Below are 21758 nucleotides of genomic sequence, written 5' to 3'. Positions count from 1 at the left end.
TGAAATGCCAGCTATATCCAGTGAGCGGAGTACAGCGTCCGCGATGCGAAGACCGCAAGAAAGCTATTGAATGCTGCGTCCTTCACATCTTGAATCAAGATGTTTCTCCATCATCGACGCCTCGATTTCGATCGATGATCGCCCCTCTCTCAAGAAATTGACAATATTACCAATGCTTATTTGGTCCGCACGAAGTGTACATATGTCATCGATATGGTTGAGAACCGCAGAGAGCGCGTTGTCCTCGTGTCGCTTGGCTAAAGCTGAGTTTTTCTCAAGAAAATCACTGAATTCCAGTCTGACGGACTGATCCCTTTGAGTAAGCACTGATGGGTCAACGCGCAGGAAAACGACTGGCGTAGCGATCGACGACGACCCAGATAGCGTAGTCTGAAAGTGCGTACCAAACACATATGGCGGGTGCACCCCAGCGGGTGCGAATAGCGCATATATATGCAAAGAGTCTCGACCCCGGACTTTACCATACATAATAGCTTGGTTTGCCACACTAAGCACCACGCCATCGACAAAATAGCGTTCTCCAGGGCTATTTTCATCAAATGAACTAAATCGAACCTCATTCCGCTCGCAGTACACCTCATGAAGGTAGACGCAGATTTTCCCTTTCTTAGCATCACGTCTTATCGCGACCCAGTAACCTTCAAGCGGTTTCACTGCACCAGAAGCACTAGTATTTCTCGCTCGTTCGAAGAATAAATTGAAACTTGCAGATTGAGTTAATCTGATGTGTTCATCGGCTAGGCTTTCGAACCTTTTCATCATCGCCTCAACTGGCCCTATTATTTCTTGATGATCAACAAGACGCTCAGCTATCAACAAAAACACGATAGCAGCGCACGTCGAGAGCACAAAAGACTCAGAACTTCCAGCGCTCGCAACACCGAACAACGGAATTACAAATATAGAAACTATAAAAACCACTATAGCAACGAGCGAATACAACACCACCTTCATAACATTCCTCCCCACTCCAAATACGAATCGCAGCTTGCAAAACCCTGTTCGGCGACCTGACCCTACCCGAAAAGCACCCCATCCGCGCCTTCGATGGTTATTGTTACCAATTCGCCGCAAGCGCCGAATAAAAAGCCCGACCGGCACCAGGACCTAAATTTGGGATGAGATCGAACCTCAGCGGTACCGATACACAGGCGTAAAGATTCCCGACACTCCAGCACGCCCCCGATCTGTGAACATGCTCGGCGTGCGCGCACCGGGGAACCGAGACGCAATGCTCGCGGATGAGCACCCTACTCAGTTGGAGTTTCGCCAGCGCGCACAACCCGCTCCGCAATTGACGCTCCCCTCTATTGCCCAGGGCACCCTTGTCGCGACGCCTGTCGTGCAAAGCCTCCACCACCAGCACACGCCGTTGGCCACCATTTATTTGCGGCGTCAGTTTAGATTTCGAGAAACGTCACACACGAGACGACAGCTTGGCAGTAGAAACTCTGCGGACAAGATGGAGACGCGAGCCAATTAAACACCGCTCAGCGCTTGCTGTCCAAGCAGCTTTTGGGCGTAGGGCCGCGAACTGGGCTTCAAAACAGTGTGCGTCACCAATTTCACACGGTGGACGTGACGCTGGGCGAGGCATTTGAACTTTGGCGGAGGCCGAGGGAGGTGGGCATTTAGGCTGTCTGCGTCGGCGTAGATACGGGCATTAGAGCCAAGGCGGCACAAGGTCGCTGCATTCCGACATATCGATGGGACGGCCCTTTTCCCAAGGATGAAGCAGGCCTTCTGTCACCAACGTCTTGCGAGACATTGTCGCAATGTTAGCTTGCATAGCAGCAAGATTCGAAACAGGCACAATGCATGATTCACTTCGAAATAAACGGAAAGAGGGTAAAATCCGGCAATATCGGAGACACCCTCATGCAGGCGGCTCTCGAGAGCATTGAGGCGCAGATCAGGAGAATAATCGGAACAATCCGCGACCCTGAGACCGGAGAATTCCCGACCGTGGTCATGCGCGGCGATAGCCTCGAGAACCTGCACATGCACGTTGAAGGTTCTCCTGAATTGATCGCGCTGGTTCGTGAGCGCATGGGCAAGGAGGAAGACGCAGTGAATGCAGAAGAGCCCGCGCGAAGCGTACCGTCCGCGTTTCTGTCTTACGCATCCGAAGATGCCGAACTTGCCGAACGTATAGCAACCGCATTGCAGGCACATGGCATCGAGACGTGGTGGGACAAGTGGTGCATAGCTACCGGCGACAGCCTGCGCCAGAAAATCGACGAAGGCCTCGGCAACTGCACGCATTTTCTGGTCCTGCTCACGCCGCAGTCAATTGGAAAGCCGTGGGTCAATCAGGAAATAGACGCCGGCCTCGTTCGCAAACTCAGCGACAAATGCCGGTTCCTCCCCATACGCCACAAGCTTCCTCCGGAGGACTTGTCCCCTTTGCTTTCCGGCATGCTTGCACCGGAGATCGGCGCCGATGAAGATATCACGCAACTCATCAGCGACATCCACGGCATCACCCGCAAGCCGAAGCTAGGGCCAGCCCCACATACGCAAGCGACAGAAGCGACCACGAGGACCGGCTACTCGGCGGCGGCAAATATGGTCGCCCGATATTTCGTCGAACAAACGAAACATGGAACATTCGCCGATCCGAGGGTCGATATAGAAACTCTAGCGCAGGGTACCAGCCTGAATATCAACGATGCCAAGGACGCGCTTTACGAGCTTTCTGCCTTCTTCAAGGACACAAGCATTCACTCTCTTGTGAAGCCGTCGCTGTTCACCGAGTTCGACCGGTATTGGAAACCTTGGGACCCTCGCTCAGATGCCTTGAAACTCGCCGCCGATATCATGAATGACCCCGAGTTTCCCGCAGCGAGTAGGCAGATTGCTGAACGGTACAGTTGGGAGCCGCGCAGGCTGAATCCCGCTGTTAACTATCTAATCGAACGGGGTCTAGCTAAGCGCTACGAGGTCATGGGCGAGCCTCAGTTCGTGCAGCATCGCGTAATTGGCAAAATCGATGAATTGCGTCGTTTTCTAAAGAACAGGCCATAGCGTTCGGCATGTTGTGTCAACCAGAAAGCCCCTATCGGCAGCTAGCCGATTTCTTTTGCTTGGCCAGTCGACTATCCGTTGCGCTCACAGGTGTGTGCATTCGCAATAGCTCCAGCAAAGCACAAAAAATCTGCCGCACCCAGCGGGCGCGGCAGATCAAACTCTCAGCCTCACTTCCAGATACCCTCAGGCGCCCGGCGCTTGAAACCTAAGCCGCCTTGCCCAGCTTGGCGGCGCGCTTTTCCTCAATGCGCTGGCGGGCAATCTCGTCGGCGATGATGTTGGCGGGGCGGCCTTCATTGCTGGACTGGTCGAGGATCTCGCCCAGCGTGGCTTCCAGACCGTCCAGCTTGCCCTTCACCCATTCCGGATTGAAGTCGCCGGCGATCTCGCCCATCACATTGATGATACCGCCGGCATTGATGACATAGTCCGGCGCGTAGACGATGCCGCGCTTGAGGACTTCCGCGCCCATCTCGCGCGTGGCGAGCTGGTTGTTGGCGGCGCCGGCGATCACTTTCGCCTTGATGCGGTCGATCGTGTCCGGATTGATGATCGAGCCGAGGGCGCACGGGGCGAAGACGTCGACATCCTGGTCGTAGATCTCGTCGAGACCGACAATGGTGGCGCCGTATTCCGCCTTCAGCTTTTCCAGCCCGTCCTGGTTGATATCGGTGACGAAGAGCTCGGCACCGGCCTTCGCCAGATGGCCGGCCAGATAGGTGCCGACATGGCCGGCCGCGCCCTGGATGGCGATCTTGACGCCGGAAAGGTCGCGCTTGCCCAGGCCGCGTTCGGCAGACACCATGATGCCGCGATAGACGCCCTCGGCGGTGACCGGCGAGGGATCGCCCGAGGCCGCCTTGCCTTCCGGCAGGCCGACCACATGCTCGGTCGAACGGCGCACGGCCATCATGTCGTCCGGGCTGACGCCGACATCCTCGGCGGTGATGTACTGGCCGTTGAGGCTTTCCACCGCGCGGCCGAAGGCCTCGAACAGCGCCTTGCGGTCGAAGGCGCCTTCCGGCTTCATGATGACGGATTTGCCGCCGCCGATGGGCAGGTCGGCCATGATATTCTTGTAGCTCATGCCCTGGGACAGGCGGAGCACGTCGGTCAGGGCCGCGTCCGAATTGGGATAGGACCACATGCGGCAGCCGCCGCAGGCCGGGCCGGAGGCCGTGGAGTGCACACCGATGACCGCCTTGAGGCCGGTCGTCTCGTCGGTGGCGAACAGGACTTTTTCGTGATTGTCGAACGATACGTGCTCGAGAACACTCATTACGGGCATACCCTTTTCAACGGTGGCAGCCCGTCCGCGGGCTGCGAAGTCGGGCCGTGGAATACCTGTTCGCGAGCCGCCTTACAAGCGCGCGAAAACACCCCGAATGCCGCTCAGCGTAATAATTCTTTCATGCGGCAGCGCAACATGGGGAGAATTTTTTCTTCGAACCACGGATTTTTCTTCAGCCAGACATTATTTCGCCAGGAGGGATGGGGGAGCGGCAGAAATTCCGGCCCGTACTCCGCGCCACGGCGGACGGTTTCGGTCAGTGTTTGCTGCATCCGCGAACCCAGATGGAAGCGCTGGGCATACTGTCCCACCAGCAGGGTCAGGCGCACATCCGGCAGGGCCGCGCGCACCCGCGCCTGCCACAAGGGCGCGCATTCCCTGCGCGGCGGCAGGTCGCCGCCTTTGGCGTCGAGACCGGGAAAGCAGAAGCCCATCGGCACGATGGCGATGCGGGATGTGTCGTAGAAGGTCGCCTCGTCCACCCCAAGCCAGTCGCGCAGCCGGTCGCCGGACGGGTCGGTGAAAGGCTTGCCCGAGGCGTGCACCCGCGTGCCCGGCGCCTGGCCGATAATCATGATGCGGGCGGTGGGGGCCGCCCGGATCACCGGGCGCGGTTCATGCGGCATGGCCGCCGCGCACACGCGGCAGGCGCGGATCTCGTCCAGCAGCGGATCGAGATCAGGCGCGGCCAATCCGCCAGACTCCCTTGAAATTCTCCGGGTCCTCGACCGGCTTGCCCTTGCGCAATATCGTCACCTCGCCGCGCCGGGCCAGCCGGATCGCCGCCTGGCGCACATGGCCGAACTGGCGGTTGAAGCGCTCCGGATCGATCGCCTTGGCGACATCCGCCGGCGAGACCGAGCGCCCCTCGGGCGCGGCCGCCACGAGTTTCACGATGATCGCCTCGATCGGATCGCTGCCTTCGGTCTCGCTCATCTTGCTGTCCTTCGCTCGGTGCCGGTGCGCCTCGCTAGCGCGCAGGCGGGATGGAATAGGTCGCACTGGCCTGTGCGATCAAGTCGTCGCTGCCGTCCGCCGTGATGTCGCAATCGGTGACGACCAGCCGCTTGCCCAGTTTCAGGATGCGGCAGCGGGCAATGAGCTCGCCGGGGCCGGCCTTGGTCAGGAAGTTGATATTGAGATTGGTGGTCACCGCCAGCGCCTGCGGTCCGATATGGCCGAGGATCACCACATAGGCAGCAAAGTCGGCCAGGGAGAAGAGCGTCGGTCCGGAAACGGTGCCGCCGGGGCGCAGATGTGTCGCATCCGTGCGCGCCCGCACGATGGCGCGGCCGGGTTCGATGGCGTCGATGGTGAAGATCCGGCCCGCGCGGTTCATCTCCGGAAAAACCTCCTCCAGGAAGCCGGTCACCGCGTCGGCCGTCATGGCGACCTCATATGTCACTGGGCGTTACTCCCGTGTTGCGCTTATGGGGGTCTTATGTACCCGCTGCGAGACAAGTATGAAGCGGTATTGTCTCATGGGCGCCCAGACCGCGAAACGCCGTACACAGAACGCGCCGGATCGATATAGGGAGCGCTCGCACAAAATGAAACGGGACCACCGCCCCTACTGGATGCACCGCGCCTGGGAAGCGTTCGAAAACGCCTGGACGGGCCATTTCCTCGCCCCCCACTTTGCCGCGTTGGGCATCGAGCCGAAAGTCGTATGTCCTTGGCATGTTGAGGTTTTCGGCCCCAACATCACCGCCGGCGACCGCCTGCACATCGTCGCCAACAAGGCCGATCCCGTGCGCCTCACCGTCTGGTCGCCGCAGACCCAGGCCGGCCGGATCGCGATCGGCAACAATGTCTTCATGGCCGGCGGCACCCGCCTTCTCGCCGCCGGCGATATCGAGATCGGCGATGACTGCCTGATCGCCAACAAGGCCACGATCTCGGATTGCGACTGGCACTCCATCCACGACCGCGTCGACCCGGCGCCGGCCTGGAAACCCGTGAAACTTCAACGCAATGTCTGGATCGGCGACGGCGCCTTTATCGGCAAGGGCGTGACCATCGGCGCCCATTCCGTCGTCGGCGCCCGCTCGGTCGTCACCCGCGATGTCGACCCCTGGACCATCGTCGCCGGCAATCCGGCCAAAGTGGTCAAGCGCATCGATCCGGACGCGCCGATGAAGACCCGCAGCGATCTCTACGCCGACGCCGAAGGCCTGCACCGCTTTTTCGACACCGCCTATCGCCAGGCCCTGAAAGGCAATTCCACCCCCGGCTGGCTGCGCAGCCGTCTCTGGCCGAAACGCGGCGACTAGAGCAGGATCGTTTCTTGCAGGACCGCTCTTGCTCCTGATTCTTGAGTGGTCGCGCGATCGAACCGGTGAACCGGTTCCCACTTCACCTGATCACGCTTCAACCGAACAACCCCGACGGCAGAACGCCCACGGCGGCCCCCGTCATCAGGGTGGCCAGCGTGCCGGAGATCAGCGCCCGCGGGGCCAGCTGCAGGATGTCCTCGCGGCGCGACGGCGCAATCGCCACCAGGCCGCCGGTCAGGATGCCGACCGAGGAGAAATTGGCGAAACCGCACAGCGCATAGGTCATGATCAGGCGCGTGCGCTCGGACAGCTCACCGCCGACCCGGGACAGCTGGTCATAGGCATAGACCTCGTTCAGCGCCGTCTTCAGCCCCATCAGCGAACCGGCCTGGGTGGCCTCGCTCCAGGGAATACCCGCCAGCCAGACGACCGGCGCGAAGACCCAGCCCAGGATCCGGTCGGCCGAGAGCGGCGCACCGAACACGTCCGGGAAAAGCCCGAGCAGGACATTCACCAGCGCGACCAGGGCGGTGAACACCAGCAGCATGAAGATGATGTTGAAATACAGGCGGATACCGTCCGACACACCGGTCGTCAGCGCGTCCATCGAGGAATGGTAGATCGGTGTCGGGATCTTCTCTTTCTGCAGCGCTTCCTCGGAGACCGGCTCGGCCGGCATCATCAGGCGTGACAGGAGGACCGCCGCCGGGACCGAGATCAGCGAGGCGGTGAAGATATGCCCCGCCGCCCCGTCGATCACGCCGGTCAGCTGGCTGACATAGAGCGCCATCACCGATCCGGCGACGGTGGAAAAGCCCACCGTCATGATGAGGAAGAGGTCCGGCCGGGTCATCTCCGGCAGGCGCGGCCGGATCAGCACCGGGCTTTCCGTCATGCCCAGGAAGATATTCGCCGCGGCGCCCAGGCTGGCCGAACCGGACAGGTTCAACAGACGCCGGAAGGCCGCCGCGAAACCGCGCACCAGGAATTCAAGGAGCCGCCAGCGCCACAGAAGGGCTGACAGCGCCGACAGCACGATCACCATGGGCAAGGCCTGGAAGGCAAAGAGGAAACCGGAACCGCCAGCCGGGTCGGTCTCCCAGGGCGCCTCGCTGCCAGCCAGATAGCCGAACACGAATTGCGCGCCCTCATTCGTCACCTCCTGCAGCACGGCGACGACGCCGGTCAGCGATTGCAGGAAGGCGCGGAACGGCGCGACAGAGTAGAGCAGCCAGGCGATCAGCAATTGCAGAGCGATGGCACCAACCAGCAGGACAATGGAGATCTTCTTGCGCGGGCCCAGCAGCCACGCCACGCCCGCAAGAGCAAAAAGTCCCACAAAGCTGCGGGCCTGCAGCACCAGATCGTCCATGAATGTCCCCAAGCAGATAAAGGCGGGACAATATTCCGCCATCACCTGCAGCCGCAAGCTCTTGCCTCAATCCGCACTGCAGGAAATGCTGGCGGGAGATGGACCGTGAACCGATCAAAACACCCTGTGTGAAAGTCTGTTTCGTCGATCCCGGCAGTGGGATCTGTGTCGGATGTTTCCGCACGATGGAAGAATTGGGCCGCTGGACGCGCTATAGCGACGCCGAACGCGAAACCATCATGGCCGCGCTGCCCGGACGCGAGGCCGCCTACCGCAAGACGCGGCAACCGGGTTGAGCCCCGGCCGCCCGTGGAGACCGACATCATGGCCCATCTCCTCTCCCGGCTGGCCCGGCCCGCCCTTGCCCTCGCCCTCGGCCTTCTGGCGCTGAGGCTTGTGGTCTGGCCGGTCTGGGACGGCGTGCCTCCCGAACTCCGCCTCGGTCTCGCCGGCCTCGTCGTCATCCTGCTGATCGCGGCACTGATCAGCGCCGGTTTCGCTCCGCCGGGCGAACGCCACCGAAATCTGGTCGCCTGGGTCAGCGTGCTGGCCACCTTCGGCGTGACGCCTGTTCTGGAGCACGATTATCGCGACTGGCAGCACGCCCGGACCTGGGACCTGACCCTTGCGCAGGGCTCCCGGCCCCGAGCCCGGCCACCCGGCGACGGGGACATCGTGCTGAACCGGCAACGCGACGGGCATTACTATCTGACCGCCCGGATCAATGATGCGGGCGTCGAGTTCCTGGTCGATACCGGGGCCAGCGTCGTGGCTCTGGGCTGGGATGATGCGCGCCAGGTCGGCATCCGGATGGAGCGGCTGGACTTCATCCATCCGGTTTCCACGGCCGCCGGCCAGACCATGGCCGCCACGGTGATCATCCGGGAGCTGGATATCGGCGGGCATCGTTTCCGCGACGTGCCGGCCGTGGTCCTGCGCGACAGCGAACGCTCGCTCATGGGCATGTCGGTACTGAACCGCTTCTCCTCCCTGGAAATCCGGGAAGATCGGCTGATCCTGCGCCCCTAGCCGCCGAGGACTGCTTCGCGGACCAGCATGATACCGACGATCACCAGACCGATGGCAAACAGGCGTTTGAGCGTCCGCTCCGGCAGATCGTGCGCCAGCTTGGCGCCCACCGGCGCAACAAAAAAGGCGCAGCTCGCCAGAAGTGCAAAACCGGGCCCGTTCACATAACCCAGCGACCAGGGCACGACTTCATGCCCCCAGCCATTGACGATGAAGCCGATCGCACCGGGAGCCCCGATCGCAACACCGAAACCGGCGGCTGTGGCGACCGCCTGGCGGATCGGCTTGCCGCACAGCGTCATCAGGGTGACCCCCATGACGCCGCCGCCAATACCCATCAGCGCCGAAAACGCCCCGATCGTGCCGCCCAGGCCGATGCGGATGATCCCGCCGGGCATATCCTCGCGCAGGGTCCAGTCGGGCCGGCCGAAGAAGAATTGCAGCGAGAGCAGCATCGCCATGCCGCCGAAAATGCCGGTCAGCATGCGGCCGGAAAGATAGTGCGCGATGACTGTACCGATAAGCGTGCCCGCGACGATCCAGGGCGCCCATTCGCGCAGAACCTTGAAGTCCACCGCGCCACGCTTGGCATGGGCAGAGACGCTGCGCAGCGAGGTCGCGACAATCACCGCCAGCGAGGTCCCGACCGCGACATGCATCACCCGCGGGTCCTCATAGCCCAGCGAGTTGAACGCGAAATAGAGCGCCGGCACCATGACGATACCGCCGCCAATGCCGAACATGCCCGCGATCAAACCCGCAAACGCGCCCGTGGCGGCCATCGCCAGGACCAGAATCCAGATATCCTGCATCGCTATGCCGCCTCGTTATGCGGCACAACCGCCGCCAGTGCCTCGTCGATCACTTCAAGTCCCGCGCCACGCTTGGGCGCCTTTTCCGACAGGATACGCCGCCACAAACGGGCCCCGGGCTGGCCGGTGAAAAGGCCCAGCATGTGGCGCGTCATGTCGTGCAGCCGCGTCCCCTTGTCCAGCTGGCTTTCCAGATAGGGCCGGTAGGCGTCGACCGCCTCGACACGGCTGGCAACCGGATCGGCCTTGCCGAACAGCCGGCTGTCAGCCTCGGCCAGGATCCAGGGCGTGTGATAGGCGGCGCGGCCGAGCATCATTCCGTCCAGCGGCACCGTTTCCGCGAGCCCCTGATCGAGGGTTTCCAGACCGCCATTGAGGATGATCTCGAGCTCCGGGCGCCGCGCCTTCAGGCGGCGCACCAGATCATAATCGAGCGGCGGAACCGTGCGGTTTTCCTTCGGGCTCAAGCCTTTCAGCCAGGCCTTGCGGGCGTGCACGGTGAAACTCGTCACCCCGGCCGCAGCGACCGTCTCGACGAAATCGAACAGGGCCACTTCGGGATCCTGCTCGTCAACGCCGATCCGGCACTTCACCGTGACCGGCACCGACACCGCATCCTGCATCGCCTTCACGCAGTCGGCGACCAGCGCCGGTTCCTGCATCAGACAGGCCCCGAACCGGCCCGACTGCACGCGGTCGGATGGACAGCCGACATTGAGATTGATCTCGATATAGCCGAAGCCCTCAGCAATCCGGCTGGCTTTTGCAAGGTCGGCCGGATCGGATCCGCCCAGCTGGATGGCCACGGGATGCTCGGCGGGATCGAAGCCGATCAGCTTGTCCCGGTCGCCATGGATCACCGCCTTGTCGACAGCCATTTCCGTATAAAGCAGCGCGCTATTCGTCAGGACACGGTGGAACGCCCGGCAATGCCGGTCGGTCCAGTCCATCATCGGAGCCACCGAAAGGCGGCGGTCAGGCGTACGGGCTGCAATCATGCGCGCCATTTAGCGCGGACCGCCCGCTGAACCAAGTCACGGCAGCGCACAAACCGTTCAGTGACGCGTCACCTCAGCGATCAAAACGTTCAAATTCGATCTGTTCGCTTCACGTCATTTCAATTCGGGCCTGTTTTCCTGCAGCGGCGAGGGAGGCGTTTCATGGCCAAGGCAATCTATCACAAGCATCAGCGCGTATTTGTCCGCCCGGTGGGAACCTGGGCGCTTGTCGAACAGGTCAAGCCGCAATGGGTGAAGGATGTCGAGGAGCCCGTGCGGGTCTATTACGACTGCGGCCTCGGCCGCGACTTCGTGGCTGACGAGCTCGCTGCCGAGCAGGCCGACGAGATCGACACGGCAAGCTGGCGGGTCTTGCGCGCCCGCAACAAGTGGCAGCCCGTCGAGGAATGCGGCCACCACCCCTATCCCGGCACCTTCCCGGTCGTGGTCACCGAGAGCATGGACTGGGGTGGCTGGCGTGTACCGGCTGCGGAGTATGACCGCGACCCGTCGCGGATCGAGGGCCAAGCGCGGCTGATCGCCAATGCGTCACATTTGATGGCCATCGCAGAAGAGCTGGCCAGGCTGGCCGGCGAAGACGGCGACCTGCCTCCGTCACTCGCCGAACTCAGCCACAAGGCAAGCAAAACACTTCGTGAAATCAACACGAAACCTGCCAGCAAGGATAACAGCAAATCCCGTCACGCGGCCTAGACGCGCATAAAAATTTAATCGCCTTCTAACGATTATCTGTGAATCTGGACGATCAGTCTTGAACGGGTCGAGCCGCCATCATGTCGCTTGTCGAACAACGCAATCGCTTCCTGTCCTTCGCCTTTGCCTCGGCCGATATTCTTGTCGAAACAGATCCCTCCTGCCGCATCACCTACACGGCTGGCGCTGTCGCTGCCCTCGGGTCCAGTCCCGCCGGCGCCGACAGCGACGGTGTGGGCGATCCGCTTGAAAGCCGCATCGACCGCACCTCGCGGCCAATCCTCAAGGCGCTGGTCCGCCGGCTGAAGCCCGGCCACCGGCTCGGACCTGTCCGTATCACGATCGACGGACGCGAAGCCCAGCTTTGCGGCTGGTCGCTGGGCGATGACGAGCGCATCCGCTGGTCGATCTCCTTCAGCGCCATGCATGCACCTGACGATGTCGATCCCCAGGCCTTCGAGCGCAGTGCAGAAAGCGCGATTGCCTCAGCCCGCAATGTTGGCACCGACATGGCCATGTCGGTCCTGCGCATCGAGGCCGGCGACGATGTTGACCGTCTGATCGGCCCGGCCAATGCCGAACAATTGCGCACATCGGTTGCGGCGTCCTGCGCCCTGGCCATCGGCAATGACGGCGTTGCCCGGCAGATCGACGCCGCGCGCACAGCCCTGATCCACGCCCGGTCCGTCGATCTGGCAGCATTGCGCGACGAAGTCGCGGCGACACTCAAGGGCTTTGACCTCGGCGAGGCCGATGTGCGGATCGAATCGGTCTGCGACGCGCCCGAACTGGAGCCGGAAATTGCCGTTCAGGCCTTCCTGCATGCGATCAATGAAGCCGCCGACAGCGGCAGGGCCCTCGACGTGATCTCGCTGCAGGAGACCGCCGATCACCTGATGAACGAAACCCGCAAACGCATGACCGAGCTGCGCACGACGATTGCCGGCCGCGTGATCGAACCGCACGCCCAGCCGATCATCGACCTGGAAACCGGCAAGGTGCACCACTACGAGCTGCTGCTGCGCCTGCCCGGCGGGCGGCCGGTCGAGGAAAGCGTGGGTTTCGCCGAGAGCACCGGGCTGATCCATGAAATCGACTATGCGATGACCGAGATCGCGGCGCAGTTCCTGCGCGAAGATTTCGACCGCCCTGCCCTGGCCGTCAACCTGTCCGGCAAGTCCCTGACCAACATGGCCTGGGCGAAGAAATTCCTGGCCCTTCTCGCCGATCTGAAGATCGATCGCAGCCGGCTCATGTTCGAGCTCACCGAGACGGCCTCCGTGAAGAACATCAAGGCCGCCAACAATGTCATCGCCAAAATCCGCGAGCGCGGCCACGCGGTCTGCCTGGACGATTTCGGCGCCGGTGCCGCAGGCTTCCACTATCTGCGCGACTTCCCGGCCGATATCGTGAAAATCGACGGCTCCTATGTCCGCAACGCCTCGCGCTCTGAACGCGATACCATTCTGCTGCGCGGGATGATCGACCTCTGCAACGCCCTGGGGACGGAAACCGTTGCGGAAATGATCGAAAGCGAAGCCTCGGCCAAACTGATGCGCAAGCTTGGCGTTCGCTACGGACAGGGTTTCTTTTTCGGTAAGCCTGTGGCGCTAAAAGAACTCAAGAATCCGCGAATCAACAAAACGCGGGCTGCTTGAACCAAACCACGAGACCGCCGCCATGGCCGCAGATTTCAGCCGAGTCAGGACGCTGATCGTCGACGACAACACGTACATGCTGACTATCCTGCGGACGATTCTGCACGGCTTCGGGATCAAGCAGATCTACGAATCGCGTGATCCCGCAGAAGCCTTTGACATGGTGCGCTCGGACTCGATCGACATCATCATCACCGACTATCAGATGGACATTCTGGACGGGCTCGACTTCGTGCGGCTGGTGCGTACGGCCGACGACAGTCCCAATCCGCTGGTGCCCATCATCATGCTGAGCGCCTATTCCGAGCGCTCCAAGGTCATGGCGGCCCGTGATGCCGGTGTGACGGAGTTCTGCTGCAAACCGATTACCGCAAAGGAGATGTTCTCCAAGATCGCGGCGGTCATCAACGAGCCCCGTCCCTTCATCCGGAACCGCCACTATTTCGGGCCTGACAGACGCCGGAACGATCCGGACAAGTCGGCCTACAAGGGACCGGAAAGACGCAAGAGCCGCCAGAAGGCGGCCGCGAAAGACGAAGGTGGGGAAACAGAAGGACAGAAGCCGGCGCAGACCGGCTCGTGACGCCAATCCCGGTGTCGACAGCACAGGCCGACACACCCTAGTTTGAGACCATGAATCACATGCGGTTCGATACGCGCCCGTCCACGGACAAGGCGACCCGCGCCCCTTCGCCGGGCGAGACGGGGAAGGTGCGTGCGTCGAAACGCGGATCGGGCGCACTGTGGATCGTCATCGCAGTGCTGCTCTTCACCCTCGCCTATGGCGGCATCCTGCTGGTCAAGATCCAGCAAGAGCGCGAAACGCTGATCACCGAGGCAGAACGCTCACAGGCCAATGCTGCCGGCTATCTGGCCGAACGCGTCACCGCCCGCATCGCCGAAGCCCGCTATGCGCTCGCCTTTGCCAGCGCGGACCTGCGCGACACGCCTATCGACGAAATCGTGCCGGCTGCGCGCGCGCGGCTGATGGCGATCGGCGACTCCGACATCGTCCAGGATGTCGCCATCCTGCTGCCGGACGGCCGCACTATCGCGGCAGCCAATCCGGGCGACGGGCTGCGCGAAATGGCTGGCCAGGCGCTCGACGCACCGTCGGGCCTGACGGCGGAAATCGTCGACGGCCAGCCTGCGCATCTGGTGCTCGCCGTGCCGGTACAACTGTCTGACGGTACGGTCGGCGCTTTCGTGGCCCGGCTCGTAACCGATCTCGTGCTGCCGGACTGGGGTGATGAACGCGTGGTCGCGCTCGCCGACAGCAATGGCGGCATGCTGGCCATCCGTCCGCAGATGCGCAGTGTGCGCGCCGGGACGCCGCTGGCCTCACGCTTCGGCCTGGACGATGCCTTTGTCGAACGTCTGGCCGGCGAAGGTGGCGGTGCGACCTCCGACGCCCGCTTCGGCGAGGAGCGCGTGACCTTCGCCGTCGCGCCGATCGCCGGCACCGAACTGCGCGTCTATGCGCTCGGCGCGATGCGGATCAACCAGAACGCCTGGTACCGCACCATCTCCTTTTACGGCCTGATGTTCATCGCACCGATCTTCGTCGCCATGGGGCTCAGCGCACTCGTCTTCACGCAGATGGGCCGCCTGCGCTCGACCCGCCAGCAGCTCGAGGACAATGAGCAGCGCTTCCGCGTGGCTATCGAGGGCGCACGATGCGGTGTCTGGGACTGGAATCCCGATGCCGACACCGTCTTCGTTACCGACAGTCTTGCGCGGATACTCGGCATGGACACCGCTCTGGAATGCAGCGGCAGCGAATTCCTGCGCCTGTTCTCCAAACCCGACCGTGAACGCGTGCGCGCCGCCATGCGCGGTGCACCGGCCGGCGGTGAAGTTGATCTGGAAGTGCTCGCCGCGCACGCCGCCGTGTGGCTGCAGATGCGCGGACGCATCCTGCCCGGCGCCGTCGGCAGCGACCAGGCCCGCATTGTCGGTGTCGCCATCGACATCACGGATCGCAAGGGCGCCCAAGCCCGCGTCGTCGCCGCTGAAAGCCGGCTGCGCGCAGCGCTGGAATCCATGTCCGAGAGCTTCGTGCTCTGGGACTCGCGCCACCGCCTGGTGCTGTGGAACCGCAAATTCCGTGACGCCTTCGATTTTTCGGACGGCATGCTCAAGCCGGGCATGAGCTATGCCGCGGTTGAACAGGCCGCCGCGCGGGCCATCAAGACCGTTCACGGCGGCACGGAAAACAAGGCGGCCTACGAAATCGAGCTCGCCGACGGGCGCTGGCTGCACTATTCCGACCGCGCCACGGCGGATGGCGGCATGGTGAGCGTCGGCGCCGACATCACCGATCTCAAGCACCACGAAGCCGCCCTGACCGAGAACCAGGCCCAGCTGCGCAAGACCGTCGAGGACGTGAAGCGCTCGCAGGCCCGTATCGCCGATCTCGCCCGCAAGTACGAGGCCGAGAAGATCCGCGCCGAGGAAGCCAACCGCTCCAAGTCGGAATTCCTGGCCAATATGAGCCACGAGCTGCGCACACCGCTGAACGCCATCAACGGCTTCTCCGAAATCATGCTGAAGGAGATGTTCGGGCCTTTGGGCGACGAGCGCTACACAGGCTACATGAAGGACATCCTGACGTCCGGCCAGCACCTGCTCGAACTGATCAACGACATTCTCGACATGTCGAAGATCGAGGCCGGCAAGATGCAGCTTCAGCCGGAACCGACCGATGCGAGCGAGCTGATCGGGCAATGCGTGCGCATCGTCCGCGGCCGCGCCGAAGAGAAGCGCCTCCAGCTGCGCGCCGATGTCTCGGACCTGCCGGAAATGGAGCTCGATCCGCGTGCCTTCAAACAGGTGATGATCAACCTGATCTCCAACGCGGTGAAATTCACGCCGGAAGGCGGGCGCGTCACGGTGCGCGGCTTCCTGTCGGGCGTCGGTGTCGCCTTCCAGGTCTCCGATACGGGTATCGGGATCGCCAAGGAAGACCTGCCCCGCCTCGGCCGGCCGTTCGAGCAGATCGAGAACCAGCACTCCAAGAGCCACCAGGGCTCGGGCCTCGGCCTGGCGCTGTCCAAGTCGCTGATCGAGCTGCATGGCGGCACGCTGACCATCGACTCGGTGCTGGGTGAAGGCACGACGGTGAATGTCGTGATGCCGATCAGCCAGGACCAGCCGGTCGACCTGGACGCGCTCGCCGAGATCGAGGCCGACGCCTATTCCGACATCGACGACAATGACGACATCAACCGTGTCGAAGCGTTGTTGTCCGAAGCGATGGAAGACGGTTTCGATGCCGATGACGAGTTCGTCGACAGCGCCACGACGGCCCGGCTCGCTGCAGGCGAATAGCGACGGCGCTGTGCCCGGGCTGGCTGCCTAATCCGGACGCGGGCCGTCGGGCGGCGGCGGGCCATCCCCTTGCGGACCGTCACCCCGGTTATCACGACGGCGCCTGTGCCTTCGACCGTCCCGCTCCCGGGTTACCTCGAGCATGCCGGACCGGGTCTCTGCATCAAGCTCGGTCATGAGATCAAGCATGACACCCTGAAGCCCCAGCTCCAGCGCTTCGCGGGAATTGCGCAGACGCTCGAGTGCATCAGCGGCAGCATCACGATCGAAGGTTTCCGCGCGCACCGCCGCCTCGAAATCTTCCTTGGCCTGGCGGCTCTGGGCGAACAGGGCCCGGATCTCGTCGATATTGTCGCGCGTGCGCTGACGCGCCTCCTCGCGAGCCTCGTCAGGCAGGGCGAACAGCAAGTCGCGCATGTCAAAGCCTGCGCGGCGGGAATCGTGATGCCGGCGCTCACCGCGTCCGCGGTCTTCGCCTTCCGCCTGCCGCCAGTCCGGGCCTTCCGTCGTGCGGTGCAGAAGGAAGCCGGCGAGCACGCCATTAGCGAGAACAGAGACCAGAAGGGCGGCGATCCAGGGTGTGGACGGTTTCAAACGTCTTCTCCCAGCCAGGTGATCCAGTCTTCATCCAGACCGGCATAGGCATCGGCCGCGGCATACAGTGTCGGGGTCACGGGCTCGGTGACCGTCAGGGCGCCGCTGGCAAAGCCGATAAAGGCCCCCACCAACAGGGCCGCCGCAGCGGCAGCCGGCATCTGCCAGCGCATAGCCGGCGCCGCCGCCGGAAAGCGGTTGAGGATCCGGCGTTCCAGCAATTCGGAGGGTTGAGCGTCGGGCCCGCCAAGCCAGTCATCCAGCAGGGCCTCGGCCTGCAAGGCGGCGTCGGCGGCATCCGGGTGTGCGTCCGCAAAGGCCATGGCGGCGGCTCGTTCATCCTCGGGCCAGCGGGCCGGATTGGCCCCGTAGGCCTCCACGATCTGGATAAAGCGTTCTTCGGTCATTGCGTTGCACCGTAGCGGGCATCTCTCTGCCCTGTATAGCTGGCCATCAGATCCGGGGCATCCCCGGTCAGAATGGCCTTCAGTTTGCGCCGGCCGCGGGCCAGCAGGGATTCCATCGCCTCGACAGAGACCGACATGATGTCCGCCGCGTCGATATTACTCATGTCCTGGAAGTGGACGAGTTCGAGCGCCTGACGCTGCCGGTCCGGCAGTTGCGCCATCGCTGCGGCAATCCGGTCGCCGCTTTGCGCCCGGGTCATCGCCGTCTCCGCATCCGGCGTCTCATCGACCTGCTCGGGCGGCGTATCCGTCAGCACTTCGCGCCGCCGGCGCAGCCGGTCATAACAGAGATTGATCGCAATCCGGCACATCCAGGTCGAAACCCGGGCCGAGCCGGGCCGCCAGCGCGGCGCAGCTTTCCAGACCCGTATGAAGGTCTCCTGCGCGATATCCTCGGCCTCCATCTCGTCATTCAGCATGCGACGAGCGAGACCGAGAATACGCGGCAGGTTGCGCGACATGAGCAGGCGGGCGGCCGACCGGTCTCCCCGGCCGACGCGGACGATCAGGTCCGCATCGTCCGGTTCGCCGGCCGGATCACGGACACGGCTTGAAGCCTGGCTTTCTCCAGCCACCGTGTCGTCGTCCATGCCGCGCCCGTCAAACATCGCGATGGCGCTTAGTCGCGCCACCAGAAGCGGCGATCCTGACGGCGCTCGACCGAGGCGTCCAGCTCTGCCGGCGTCACGACACCGTCTTCGTCAGCGTCGAGACGGTTGAACAGACGGTTCTCGCGTTCCAGGAATTCGGCGCGGGAGATCCGGCCATCCTCGTCAGCATCGGCGCGCATATGGCGCGGTCCGCCTTCGGAACCACCGCCCCGGCGGCCCCAGCGGCGGCCTTCGCCGTCTCCGGCCCGCTCGGCACGTTCCTCAGCCCGGATGGCACGCATGCGGGCGTGGACGGGCGACTGGTCGGCCTCGTCGAGATAGCCGTCGGAATTGCGATCCATCCAGGCGAACATCTCCGCCTGCAGGCTTTCCACTTCGGCCCGAGTGATGGAATTGTCGCCATTGGCGTCGGCTGCGCGCAGCACCATCATGGCATTGCCATGACCGCCATCGCGGCCACCGCCTTGTCCACGCATTCCGCCGGGGCCGGCAGCCTCGGCCGCAGCACCGGCCAGCATCAGGGTCGAACCGGCGAGCAGAACGATCATTTTGGTGTGTTTCATGACTGAATTTCCTTGTCCTTGATCACCTCGCTGACCTTTCAACGCCGGCGGCAGGAAATTCCGTCGCGGACCTGTCGTCAGATTTTTCCGACATGGTGGCGGAAGAATTTGCGCACCCGTCCGGCCCGGCTCTCGAGCGCCGTCTCGAGCTCTGGCAGACTGCCCACACCGGCGAGTCCGGCAAGGCGCTCGGCAAAACCGGCACTCGCCGCCGACGGATCGAAGCCGGAGCCGTGTGCACTTCTCATCAGCTGCAGCAGTCCGAGATAGAGATCCAGCGACGCGGTGAGAAATTCCGCATCCTCGCCCGGCAGTGCACCGCAATCCGCCAGGACCGCCAGCGCAGCGCGGGTCGACGGCCGCAGCACGTCCTTTTTCGATGCATGCACCAGCTGCAGGGTCTGGGCGATAAATTCGATGTCCTGGATGCCGCCGGCCCGCGTCTTGAGATCCCAGGGCCCGCGCGCCGGCCTGGCCTCCTCCAGGCGTTTGCGCATGGCCAGCGCATCCTCGCGCACCCCCCGGCTGTCGCGCGGCTGGGTCAGCGCGTCGCGTATTGCCTTGCTCACCCGCCCGGACAGGGCCGCATCACCCGTGACGACCCGCGCCCGGGTCAGCGCCATCATCTCCCAGGTCCAGGCTTCGCCGGGATAATAGGTCTCGAAACGCGCAATACTGACCGCAACGGGCCCGGCCTTGCCCGACGGCCGCAATTGCATGTCGACCTCGAACAGCTCGCCCTCTTCGGTCGGCGCCGAAAGCGCCGAGATCACTCGCTGGGCAAAGCGGCCGAACCAGGACTGGGCATCACCCTCGCCTTCATAGACGATCATGATGTCCAGATCGCTGTCCGAGGCGAGTTCGCAGCCGCCCAGCTTGCCCATGCCCAGCACCACGAATGTGCCCGGCATCGCGCCGAAACGGCGCTCGGTTTCCGCCTGCGCCGCCTGCGCCATCGCGGCCAGGGAAATTTCCGCCATCGACGAGAAGGCGGCACCGGCCTGCTCGGCACTGACTTTGCCGCGAAGGACCTGGGCGCCGATCCGGAAGCGTTCCTCACGGACCAGCCGGCGCGCAATATTGAGAGCGTCTTCGTAGCCGCTGGCCCGCGACAGCGCCTCCGACAGCAGCGTGCCGAACGCATCGGGCCCCTCATCTGCCAGCGGGGCGGTGAAACGCCGGTCGAGCATGGCATCGAGCAGGTTGGGCCGGCGGGCCAGGTCGGTCGCCATGCGTGGCGCCAGCGTGATGATCGATACGAGATCGGCCGCCAGTCCGGGCTCGTTGGACAGGAGGGAAAGCGGCTGCACACCCATGGGCAGGTTTTCAAAGAAGCCCGCAAACCGCACCAGCGCCGCGTCCGGCTCCCCGGTTGCGGCCATGCGGTCGACGAGTTGCGGTGCGATGCGGGCAAAGAGCGATCGGGCCCGCGCCGTGCGGACGGCGCGCACGCGTCCGGCGGCCCAGCCATTGAGACGCTTCCAGACCGCCTCGGGCTCGGCGAAGCCCAGCCGCTCGAGCGTGACCAGCGTGTCCGGTGTCGGCTCGACACCGGTCAGGATCAGCGATCCGGCTTCCGATGCCAGCGGTTCGTCATCCTCGAACTGGTCGGAAAAATGCCCGTGTACCCGCCGCAGGCAGGCCTCCACTGCACCGTCAAAGGCCGTCAGGTCGTCATACCCGGCCATGGCAGCGATGGCGGCACGATCCGCGTCGCTTTCGGGCAGGGTCTGGCTGGCCTCGTCCTGGCGCATCTGCACGCGATGTTCCCACGCCCGGAGCCGGCGATAGTCGGCGGTCAGGGCATCGACCACGCCGGCCTCGACCACATCCGCCTCGCACAGCGCCCGCAGCGCATCCAGTGTTGCGGACATGCGCAGCGCCTCGTTTCGTCCGCCGAATACGAGCTGCGGGATCTGGGCGTAGAACTCGATCTCGCGGATCCCGCCCCGCCCGAGCTTGAGATCATGTCCCGCGGGCCGCACCTCGGCCCGGCGGCCGACAGTCTGGATCTGACGCGCAAGGCCGCGGATATCGTCGACGGCGGCAAAGTCCAGCGAACGGCGCCAGATGAAGGGCTGCATGAAGCGCAAGAAGGCCTCCGCCGCCGCGAAATCGCCGGCACAGGCGCGCGCCTTGATCCAGGCCGCCCGCTCCCAGGTCTGGCCGAAGCTCTCGTAATAATTCAGCGCCGCTTCGGTCGAGATCACCACCGGCGTGGCACCCGGGTCCGGCCGCAGTCGCAGGTCGACGCGGAAGACATAGCCGTCTGCCGTGATCTCCTGCAGCGTACGCGTCACAGCCTGCACGAGGCGGGGCAGGCGCTTGCGCGGCTCCTGGTCCTCCGGCAGCACCAGGGCGTCAGCGTCGTAGAGCACGACCAGGTCGATATCGGAGGAGTAGTTCAGATCGCCCGTGCCCATCTTGCCCAGCGCCAGTACAAAAAGACCGGGCAGCGGGTTGTCGGCGGCTTCCGGCGGAAAGGCCCGTCCCTGTCCGGCCAGCAGCCGGACATGCCCCGCAAGCGCGCCCGCGACGGCCGCATCGGCAAATCGGGTCATTGCCGCGGTGACCTGCTCGACGGACCAGATGCCCGCCAGGTCTGCCAGGCCGATCACCAGATGGGCATCGGACTTGGCCTGACGCAGCGCCCGGTCGAGCGCGTCAGCATCCGGCGCGGCTTCACCGGCGATGCGGGCGTTGTCGATCGCGTGATCGATCAGGCTGTCCGGCGGCTCGACCGCGCAAGCGGCCAGTGTCGCCGGACGCCGCTGCGCGAGGCGTGCCAGATAGGGCGCGGCGTCAAAAACCGTATCCAGAAAGGCCCGGGCTGGCGCGACGCGTGAGCGGACGTCTTCGGGAAGTCCATCGAAGACATGGGCACACCGTCCGCGCTTGCAGCCTGGCAGAGGCTTGCGCTGTGCGTCGAGAATAGGAGTCGTGTGCGTCATCACAGGCAAACTGGCGCGATCCGCCCTGAAGGTGAAGTCCC

The 21758-nt window shown here is 63.7% G+C and carries 21 protein-coding genes; 8 read left to right on the top strand and 13 right to left on the bottom strand.

The genetic code is table 11. The features are described 5' to 3' along the window. Nucleotides 1–63: 63 nt before the first annotated feature. Nucleotides 64–975, bottom strand: a complete 912-nt coding sequence (locus tag ACXAJV_RS08265) for a hypothetical protein (RefSeq protein ID WP_475084106.1) — start codon at nt 973–975, stop codon at nt 64–66. An 864-nt stretch (nt 976–1839) separates the two neighbouring features. Between ACXAJV_RS08265 and ACXAJV_RS08260 the strand changes: the two genes are divergently transcribed. After that, nucleotides 1840–3048: a toll/interleukin-1 receptor domain-containing protein gene (locus ACXAJV_RS08260; protein WP_475084103.1), complete on the top strand. Its 1209-nt coding sequence runs from the start codon at nt 1840–1842 to the stop codon at nt 3046–3048. Between the two features lie 208 nt (nt 3049–3256). On the opposite strand, the gene ACXAJV_RS08255 is transcribed toward ACXAJV_RS08260, so the two are convergent. The 4 genes from ACXAJV_RS08255 to ACXAJV_RS08240 all read right to left on the bottom strand — a co-directional run bounded on the left by ACXAJV_RS08255 (nt 3257) and on the right by ACXAJV_RS08240 (nt 5747). Next, the gene (locus ACXAJV_RS08255; protein WP_475084100.1) at nt 3257–4330 is read right to left on the bottom strand and encodes a Leu/Phe/Val dehydrogenase; all 1074 of its coding nucleotides are present in this window, start codon (nt 4328–4330) and stop codon (nt 3257–3259) included. Between the two features lie 113 nt (nt 4331–4443). Further along, nucleotides 4444–5034 carry a uracil-DNA glycosylase family protein gene (locus ACXAJV_RS08250; protein WP_475084097.1) on the bottom strand — a complete coding sequence of 197 codons (591 nt, stop codon included), beginning with the start codon at nt 5032–5034 and terminating at the stop codon, nt 4444–4446. Further along, nucleotides 5021–5278 (bottom strand): DUF3253 domain-containing protein, encoded by a 258-nt coding sequence (locus ACXAJV_RS08245; RefSeq protein ID WP_271185138.1) that lies wholly within the window; start codon nt 5276–5278, stop codon nt 5021–5023. Before ACXAJV_RS08245 ends, ACXAJV_RS08250 begins: the two co-directional genes overlap by 14 nt. A gap of 34 nt (nt 5279–5312) precedes the next feature. Next, nucleotides 5313–5747, bottom strand: a complete 435-nt coding sequence (locus tag ACXAJV_RS08240; protein WP_475084094.1) for a PaaI family thioesterase — start codon at nt 5745–5747, stop codon at nt 5313–5315. Nucleotides 5748–5892: 145 nt separating this feature from the next. On the opposite strand from ACXAJV_RS08240, the gene ACXAJV_RS08235 reads away from it, so the two are divergent. After that, nucleotides 5893–6615, top strand: coding sequence for an acyltransferase (locus ACXAJV_RS08235; RefSeq protein ID WP_475084091.1), 723 nt, complete (start codon nt 5893–5895; stop codon nt 6613–6615). 97 nt (nt 6616–6712) lie between these two features. On the opposite strand, the gene ACXAJV_RS08230 is transcribed toward ACXAJV_RS08235, so the two are convergent. Beyond that, nucleotides 6713–7990 (bottom strand): NupC/NupG family nucleoside CNT transporter, encoded by a 1278-nt coding sequence (locus tag ACXAJV_RS08230; protein ID WP_475084088.1) that lies wholly within the window; start codon nt 7988–7990, stop codon nt 6713–6715. A gap of 98 nt (nt 7991–8088) precedes the next feature. Here ACXAJV_RS08230 and ACXAJV_RS08225 point away from each other — a divergent pair, with 98 nt between their 5' ends. Further along, nucleotides 8089–8286, top strand: a complete 198-nt coding sequence (locus tag ACXAJV_RS08225) for a DUF1289 domain-containing protein (RefSeq protein WP_475084085.1) — start codon at nt 8089–8091, stop codon at nt 8284–8286. 28 nt (nt 8287–8314) lie between these two features. After that, entirely contained in the window at nt 8315–9019 is a 705-nt protein-coding gene (locus ACXAJV_RS08220) for a retropepsin-like aspartic protease family protein (protein ID WP_475084082.1), read from the top strand. Here the strand turns inward: ACXAJV_RS08220 and ACXAJV_RS08215 are convergent. After that, nucleotides 9016–9831 carry a sulfite exporter TauE/SafE family protein gene (locus ACXAJV_RS08215; RefSeq protein WP_475084079.1) on the bottom strand — a complete coding sequence of 272 codons (816 nt, stop codon included), beginning with the start codon at nt 9829–9831 and terminating at the stop codon, nt 9016–9018. The genes ACXAJV_RS08220 and ACXAJV_RS08215 overlap by 4 nt on opposite strands. A gap of 2 nt (nt 9832–9833) precedes the next feature. Continuing rightward, on the bottom strand, nt 9834–10829 hold the full coding sequence (gene dusA / locus ACXAJV_RS08210) for a tRNA dihydrouridine(20/20a) synthase DusA (RefSeq protein ID WP_475084432.1): 996 nt from the start codon (nt 10827–10829) through the stop codon (nt 9834–9836). Between the two features lie 162 nt (nt 10830–10991). On the opposite strand from dusA, the gene ACXAJV_RS08205 reads away from it, so the two are divergent. The 4 genes from ACXAJV_RS08205 (at nt 10992) to ACXAJV_RS08190 (ending at nt 16531) form a co-directional block, all read left to right on the top strand. Then, entirely contained in the window at nt 10992–11543 is a 552-nt protein-coding gene (locus ACXAJV_RS08205; protein ID WP_475084077.1) for a hypothetical protein, read from the top strand. An 80-nt stretch (nt 11544–11623) separates the two neighbouring features. Next, a complete protein-coding gene (locus ACXAJV_RS08200) occupies nt 11624–13201 on the top strand; it encodes an EAL domain-containing protein (protein WP_475084074.1) in 1578 nt (525 codons plus the stop codon). Between the two features lie 22 nt (nt 13202–13223). Further along, nucleotides 13224–13784: a response regulator gene (locus tag ACXAJV_RS08195; RefSeq protein ID WP_475084072.1), complete on the top strand. Its 561-nt coding sequence runs from the start codon at nt 13224–13226 to the stop codon at nt 13782–13784. A gap of 59 nt (nt 13785–13843) precedes the next feature. Then, the gene (locus tag ACXAJV_RS08190; protein ID WP_475084071.1) at nt 13844–16531 is read left to right on the top strand and encodes a PAS domain-containing sensor histidine kinase; all 2688 of its coding nucleotides are present in this window, start codon (nt 13844–13846) and stop codon (nt 16529–16531) included. A 27-nt stretch (nt 16532–16558) separates the two neighbouring features. On the opposite strand, the gene ACXAJV_RS08185 is transcribed toward ACXAJV_RS08190, so the two are convergent. The 5 genes from ACXAJV_RS08185 to ACXAJV_RS08165 form a co-directional block, all read right to left on the bottom strand. Further along, nucleotides 16559–17125 carry a periplasmic heavy metal sensor gene (locus tag ACXAJV_RS08185; RefSeq protein WP_475084068.1) on the bottom strand — a complete coding sequence of 189 codons (567 nt, stop codon included), beginning with the start codon at nt 17123–17125 and terminating at the stop codon, nt 16559–16561. Further along, nucleotides 17122–17532 (bottom strand): hypothetical protein, encoded by a 411-nt coding sequence (locus ACXAJV_RS08180; RefSeq protein ID WP_475084066.1) that lies wholly within the window; start codon nt 17530–17532, stop codon nt 17122–17124. The genes ACXAJV_RS08185 and ACXAJV_RS08180 overlap by 4 nt, the downstream gene beginning before the upstream one ends. Next, nucleotides 17529–18227, bottom strand: coding sequence for an RNA polymerase sigma factor (locus ACXAJV_RS08175; RefSeq protein WP_475084429.1), 699 nt, complete (start codon nt 18225–18227; stop codon nt 17529–17531). Before ACXAJV_RS08175 ends, ACXAJV_RS08180 begins: the two co-directional genes overlap by 4 nt. Continuing rightward, nucleotides 18212–18766 carry an EF-hand domain-containing protein gene (locus tag ACXAJV_RS08170; RefSeq protein WP_475084063.1) on the bottom strand — a complete coding sequence of 185 codons (555 nt, stop codon included), beginning with the start codon at nt 18764–18766 and terminating at the stop codon, nt 18212–18214. Before ACXAJV_RS08170 ends, ACXAJV_RS08175 begins: the two co-directional genes overlap by 16 nt. A gap of 77 nt (nt 18767–18843) precedes the next feature. Further along, the gene (locus ACXAJV_RS08165; RefSeq protein ID WP_475084060.1) at nt 18844–21717 is read right to left on the bottom strand and encodes a bifunctional [glutamine synthetase] adenylyltransferase/[glutamine synthetase]-adenylyl-L-tyrosine phosphorylase; all 2874 of its coding nucleotides are present in this window, start codon (nt 21715–21717) and stop codon (nt 18844–18846) included. Between the last annotated feature and the right edge of the window lie 41 nt (nt 21718–21758).

The sequence above is a fragment of the Maricaulis sp. ABE4_448 genome, from assembly GCF_056160825.1.
Note: the sequence above shows the minus strand (reverse complement) of the source record. Positions and strands in the feature narration are given on the sequence as shown.

What these genes read in the sequence shown, in the direction of transcription:
- dusA (WP_475084432.1), bottom strand. Translation starts at nt 10,829, where the DNA reads ATGATTGCAGCCCGTACGCCTGACCGCCGCCTTTCGGTGGCTCCGATG.
- ACXAJV_RS08215 (WP_475084079.1), bottom strand. Translation starts at nt 9,831, where the DNA reads ATGCAGGATATCTGGATTCTGGTCCTGGCGATGGCCGCCACGGGCGCG.
- ACXAJV_RS08170 (WP_475084063.1), bottom strand. Translation starts at nt 18,766, where the DNA reads ATGAAACACACCAAAATGATCGTTCTGCTCGCCGGTTCGACCCTGATG.
- ACXAJV_RS08225 (WP_475084085.1), top strand. Translation starts at nt 8,089, where the DNA reads ATGGACCGTGAACCGATCAAAACACCCTGTGTGAAAGTCTGTTTCGTC.
- ACXAJV_RS08200 (WP_475084074.1), top strand. Translation starts at nt 11,624, where the DNA reads ATGTCGCTTGTCGAACAACGCAATCGCTTCCTGTCCTTCGCCTTTGCC.
- ACXAJV_RS08165 (WP_475084060.1), bottom strand. Translation starts at nt 21,717, where the DNA reads ATGACGCACACGACTCCTATTCTCGACGCACAGCGCAAGCCTCTGCCA.
- ACXAJV_RS08255 (WP_475084100.1), bottom strand. Translation starts at nt 4,330, where the DNA reads ATGAGTGTTCTCGAGCACGTATCGTTCGACAATCACGAAAAAGTCCTG.
- ACXAJV_RS08265 (WP_475084106.1), bottom strand. Translation starts at nt 975, where the DNA reads ATGAAGGTGGTGTTGTATTCGCTCGTTGCTATAGTGGTTTTTATAGTT.
- ACXAJV_RS08260 (WP_475084103.1), top strand. Translation starts at nt 1,840, where the DNA reads ATGATTCACTTCGAAATAAACGGAAAGAGGGTAAAATCCGGCAATATC.
- ACXAJV_RS08190 (WP_475084071.1), top strand. Translation starts at nt 13,844, where the DNA reads ATGCGGTTCGATACGCGCCCGTCCACGGACAAGGCGACCCGCGCCCCT.
- ACXAJV_RS08220 (WP_475084082.1), top strand. Translation starts at nt 8,315, where the DNA reads ATGGCCCATCTCCTCTCCCGGCTGGCCCGGCCCGCCCTTGCCCTCGCC.
- ACXAJV_RS08180 (WP_475084066.1), bottom strand. Translation starts at nt 17,532, where the DNA reads ATGACCGAAGAACGCTTTATCCAGATCGTGGAGGCCTACGGGGCCAAT.
- ACXAJV_RS08195 (WP_475084072.1), top strand. Translation starts at nt 13,224, where the DNA reads ATGGCCGCAGATTTCAGCCGAGTCAGGACGCTGATCGTCGACGACAAC.
- ACXAJV_RS08230 (WP_475084088.1), bottom strand. Translation starts at nt 7,990, where the DNA reads ATGGACGATCTGGTGCTGCAGGCCCGCAGCTTTGTGGGACTTTTTGCT.
- ACXAJV_RS08245 (WP_271185138.1), bottom strand. Translation starts at nt 5,278, where the DNA reads ATGAGCGAGACCGAAGGCAGCGATCCGATCGAGGCGATCATCGTGAAA.
- ACXAJV_RS08235 (WP_475084091.1), top strand. Translation starts at nt 5,893, where the DNA reads ATGAAACGGGACCACCGCCCCTACTGGATGCACCGCGCCTGGGAAGCG.
- ACXAJV_RS08205 (WP_475084077.1), top strand. Translation starts at nt 10,992, where the DNA reads ATGGCCAAGGCAATCTATCACAAGCATCAGCGCGTATTTGTCCGCCCG.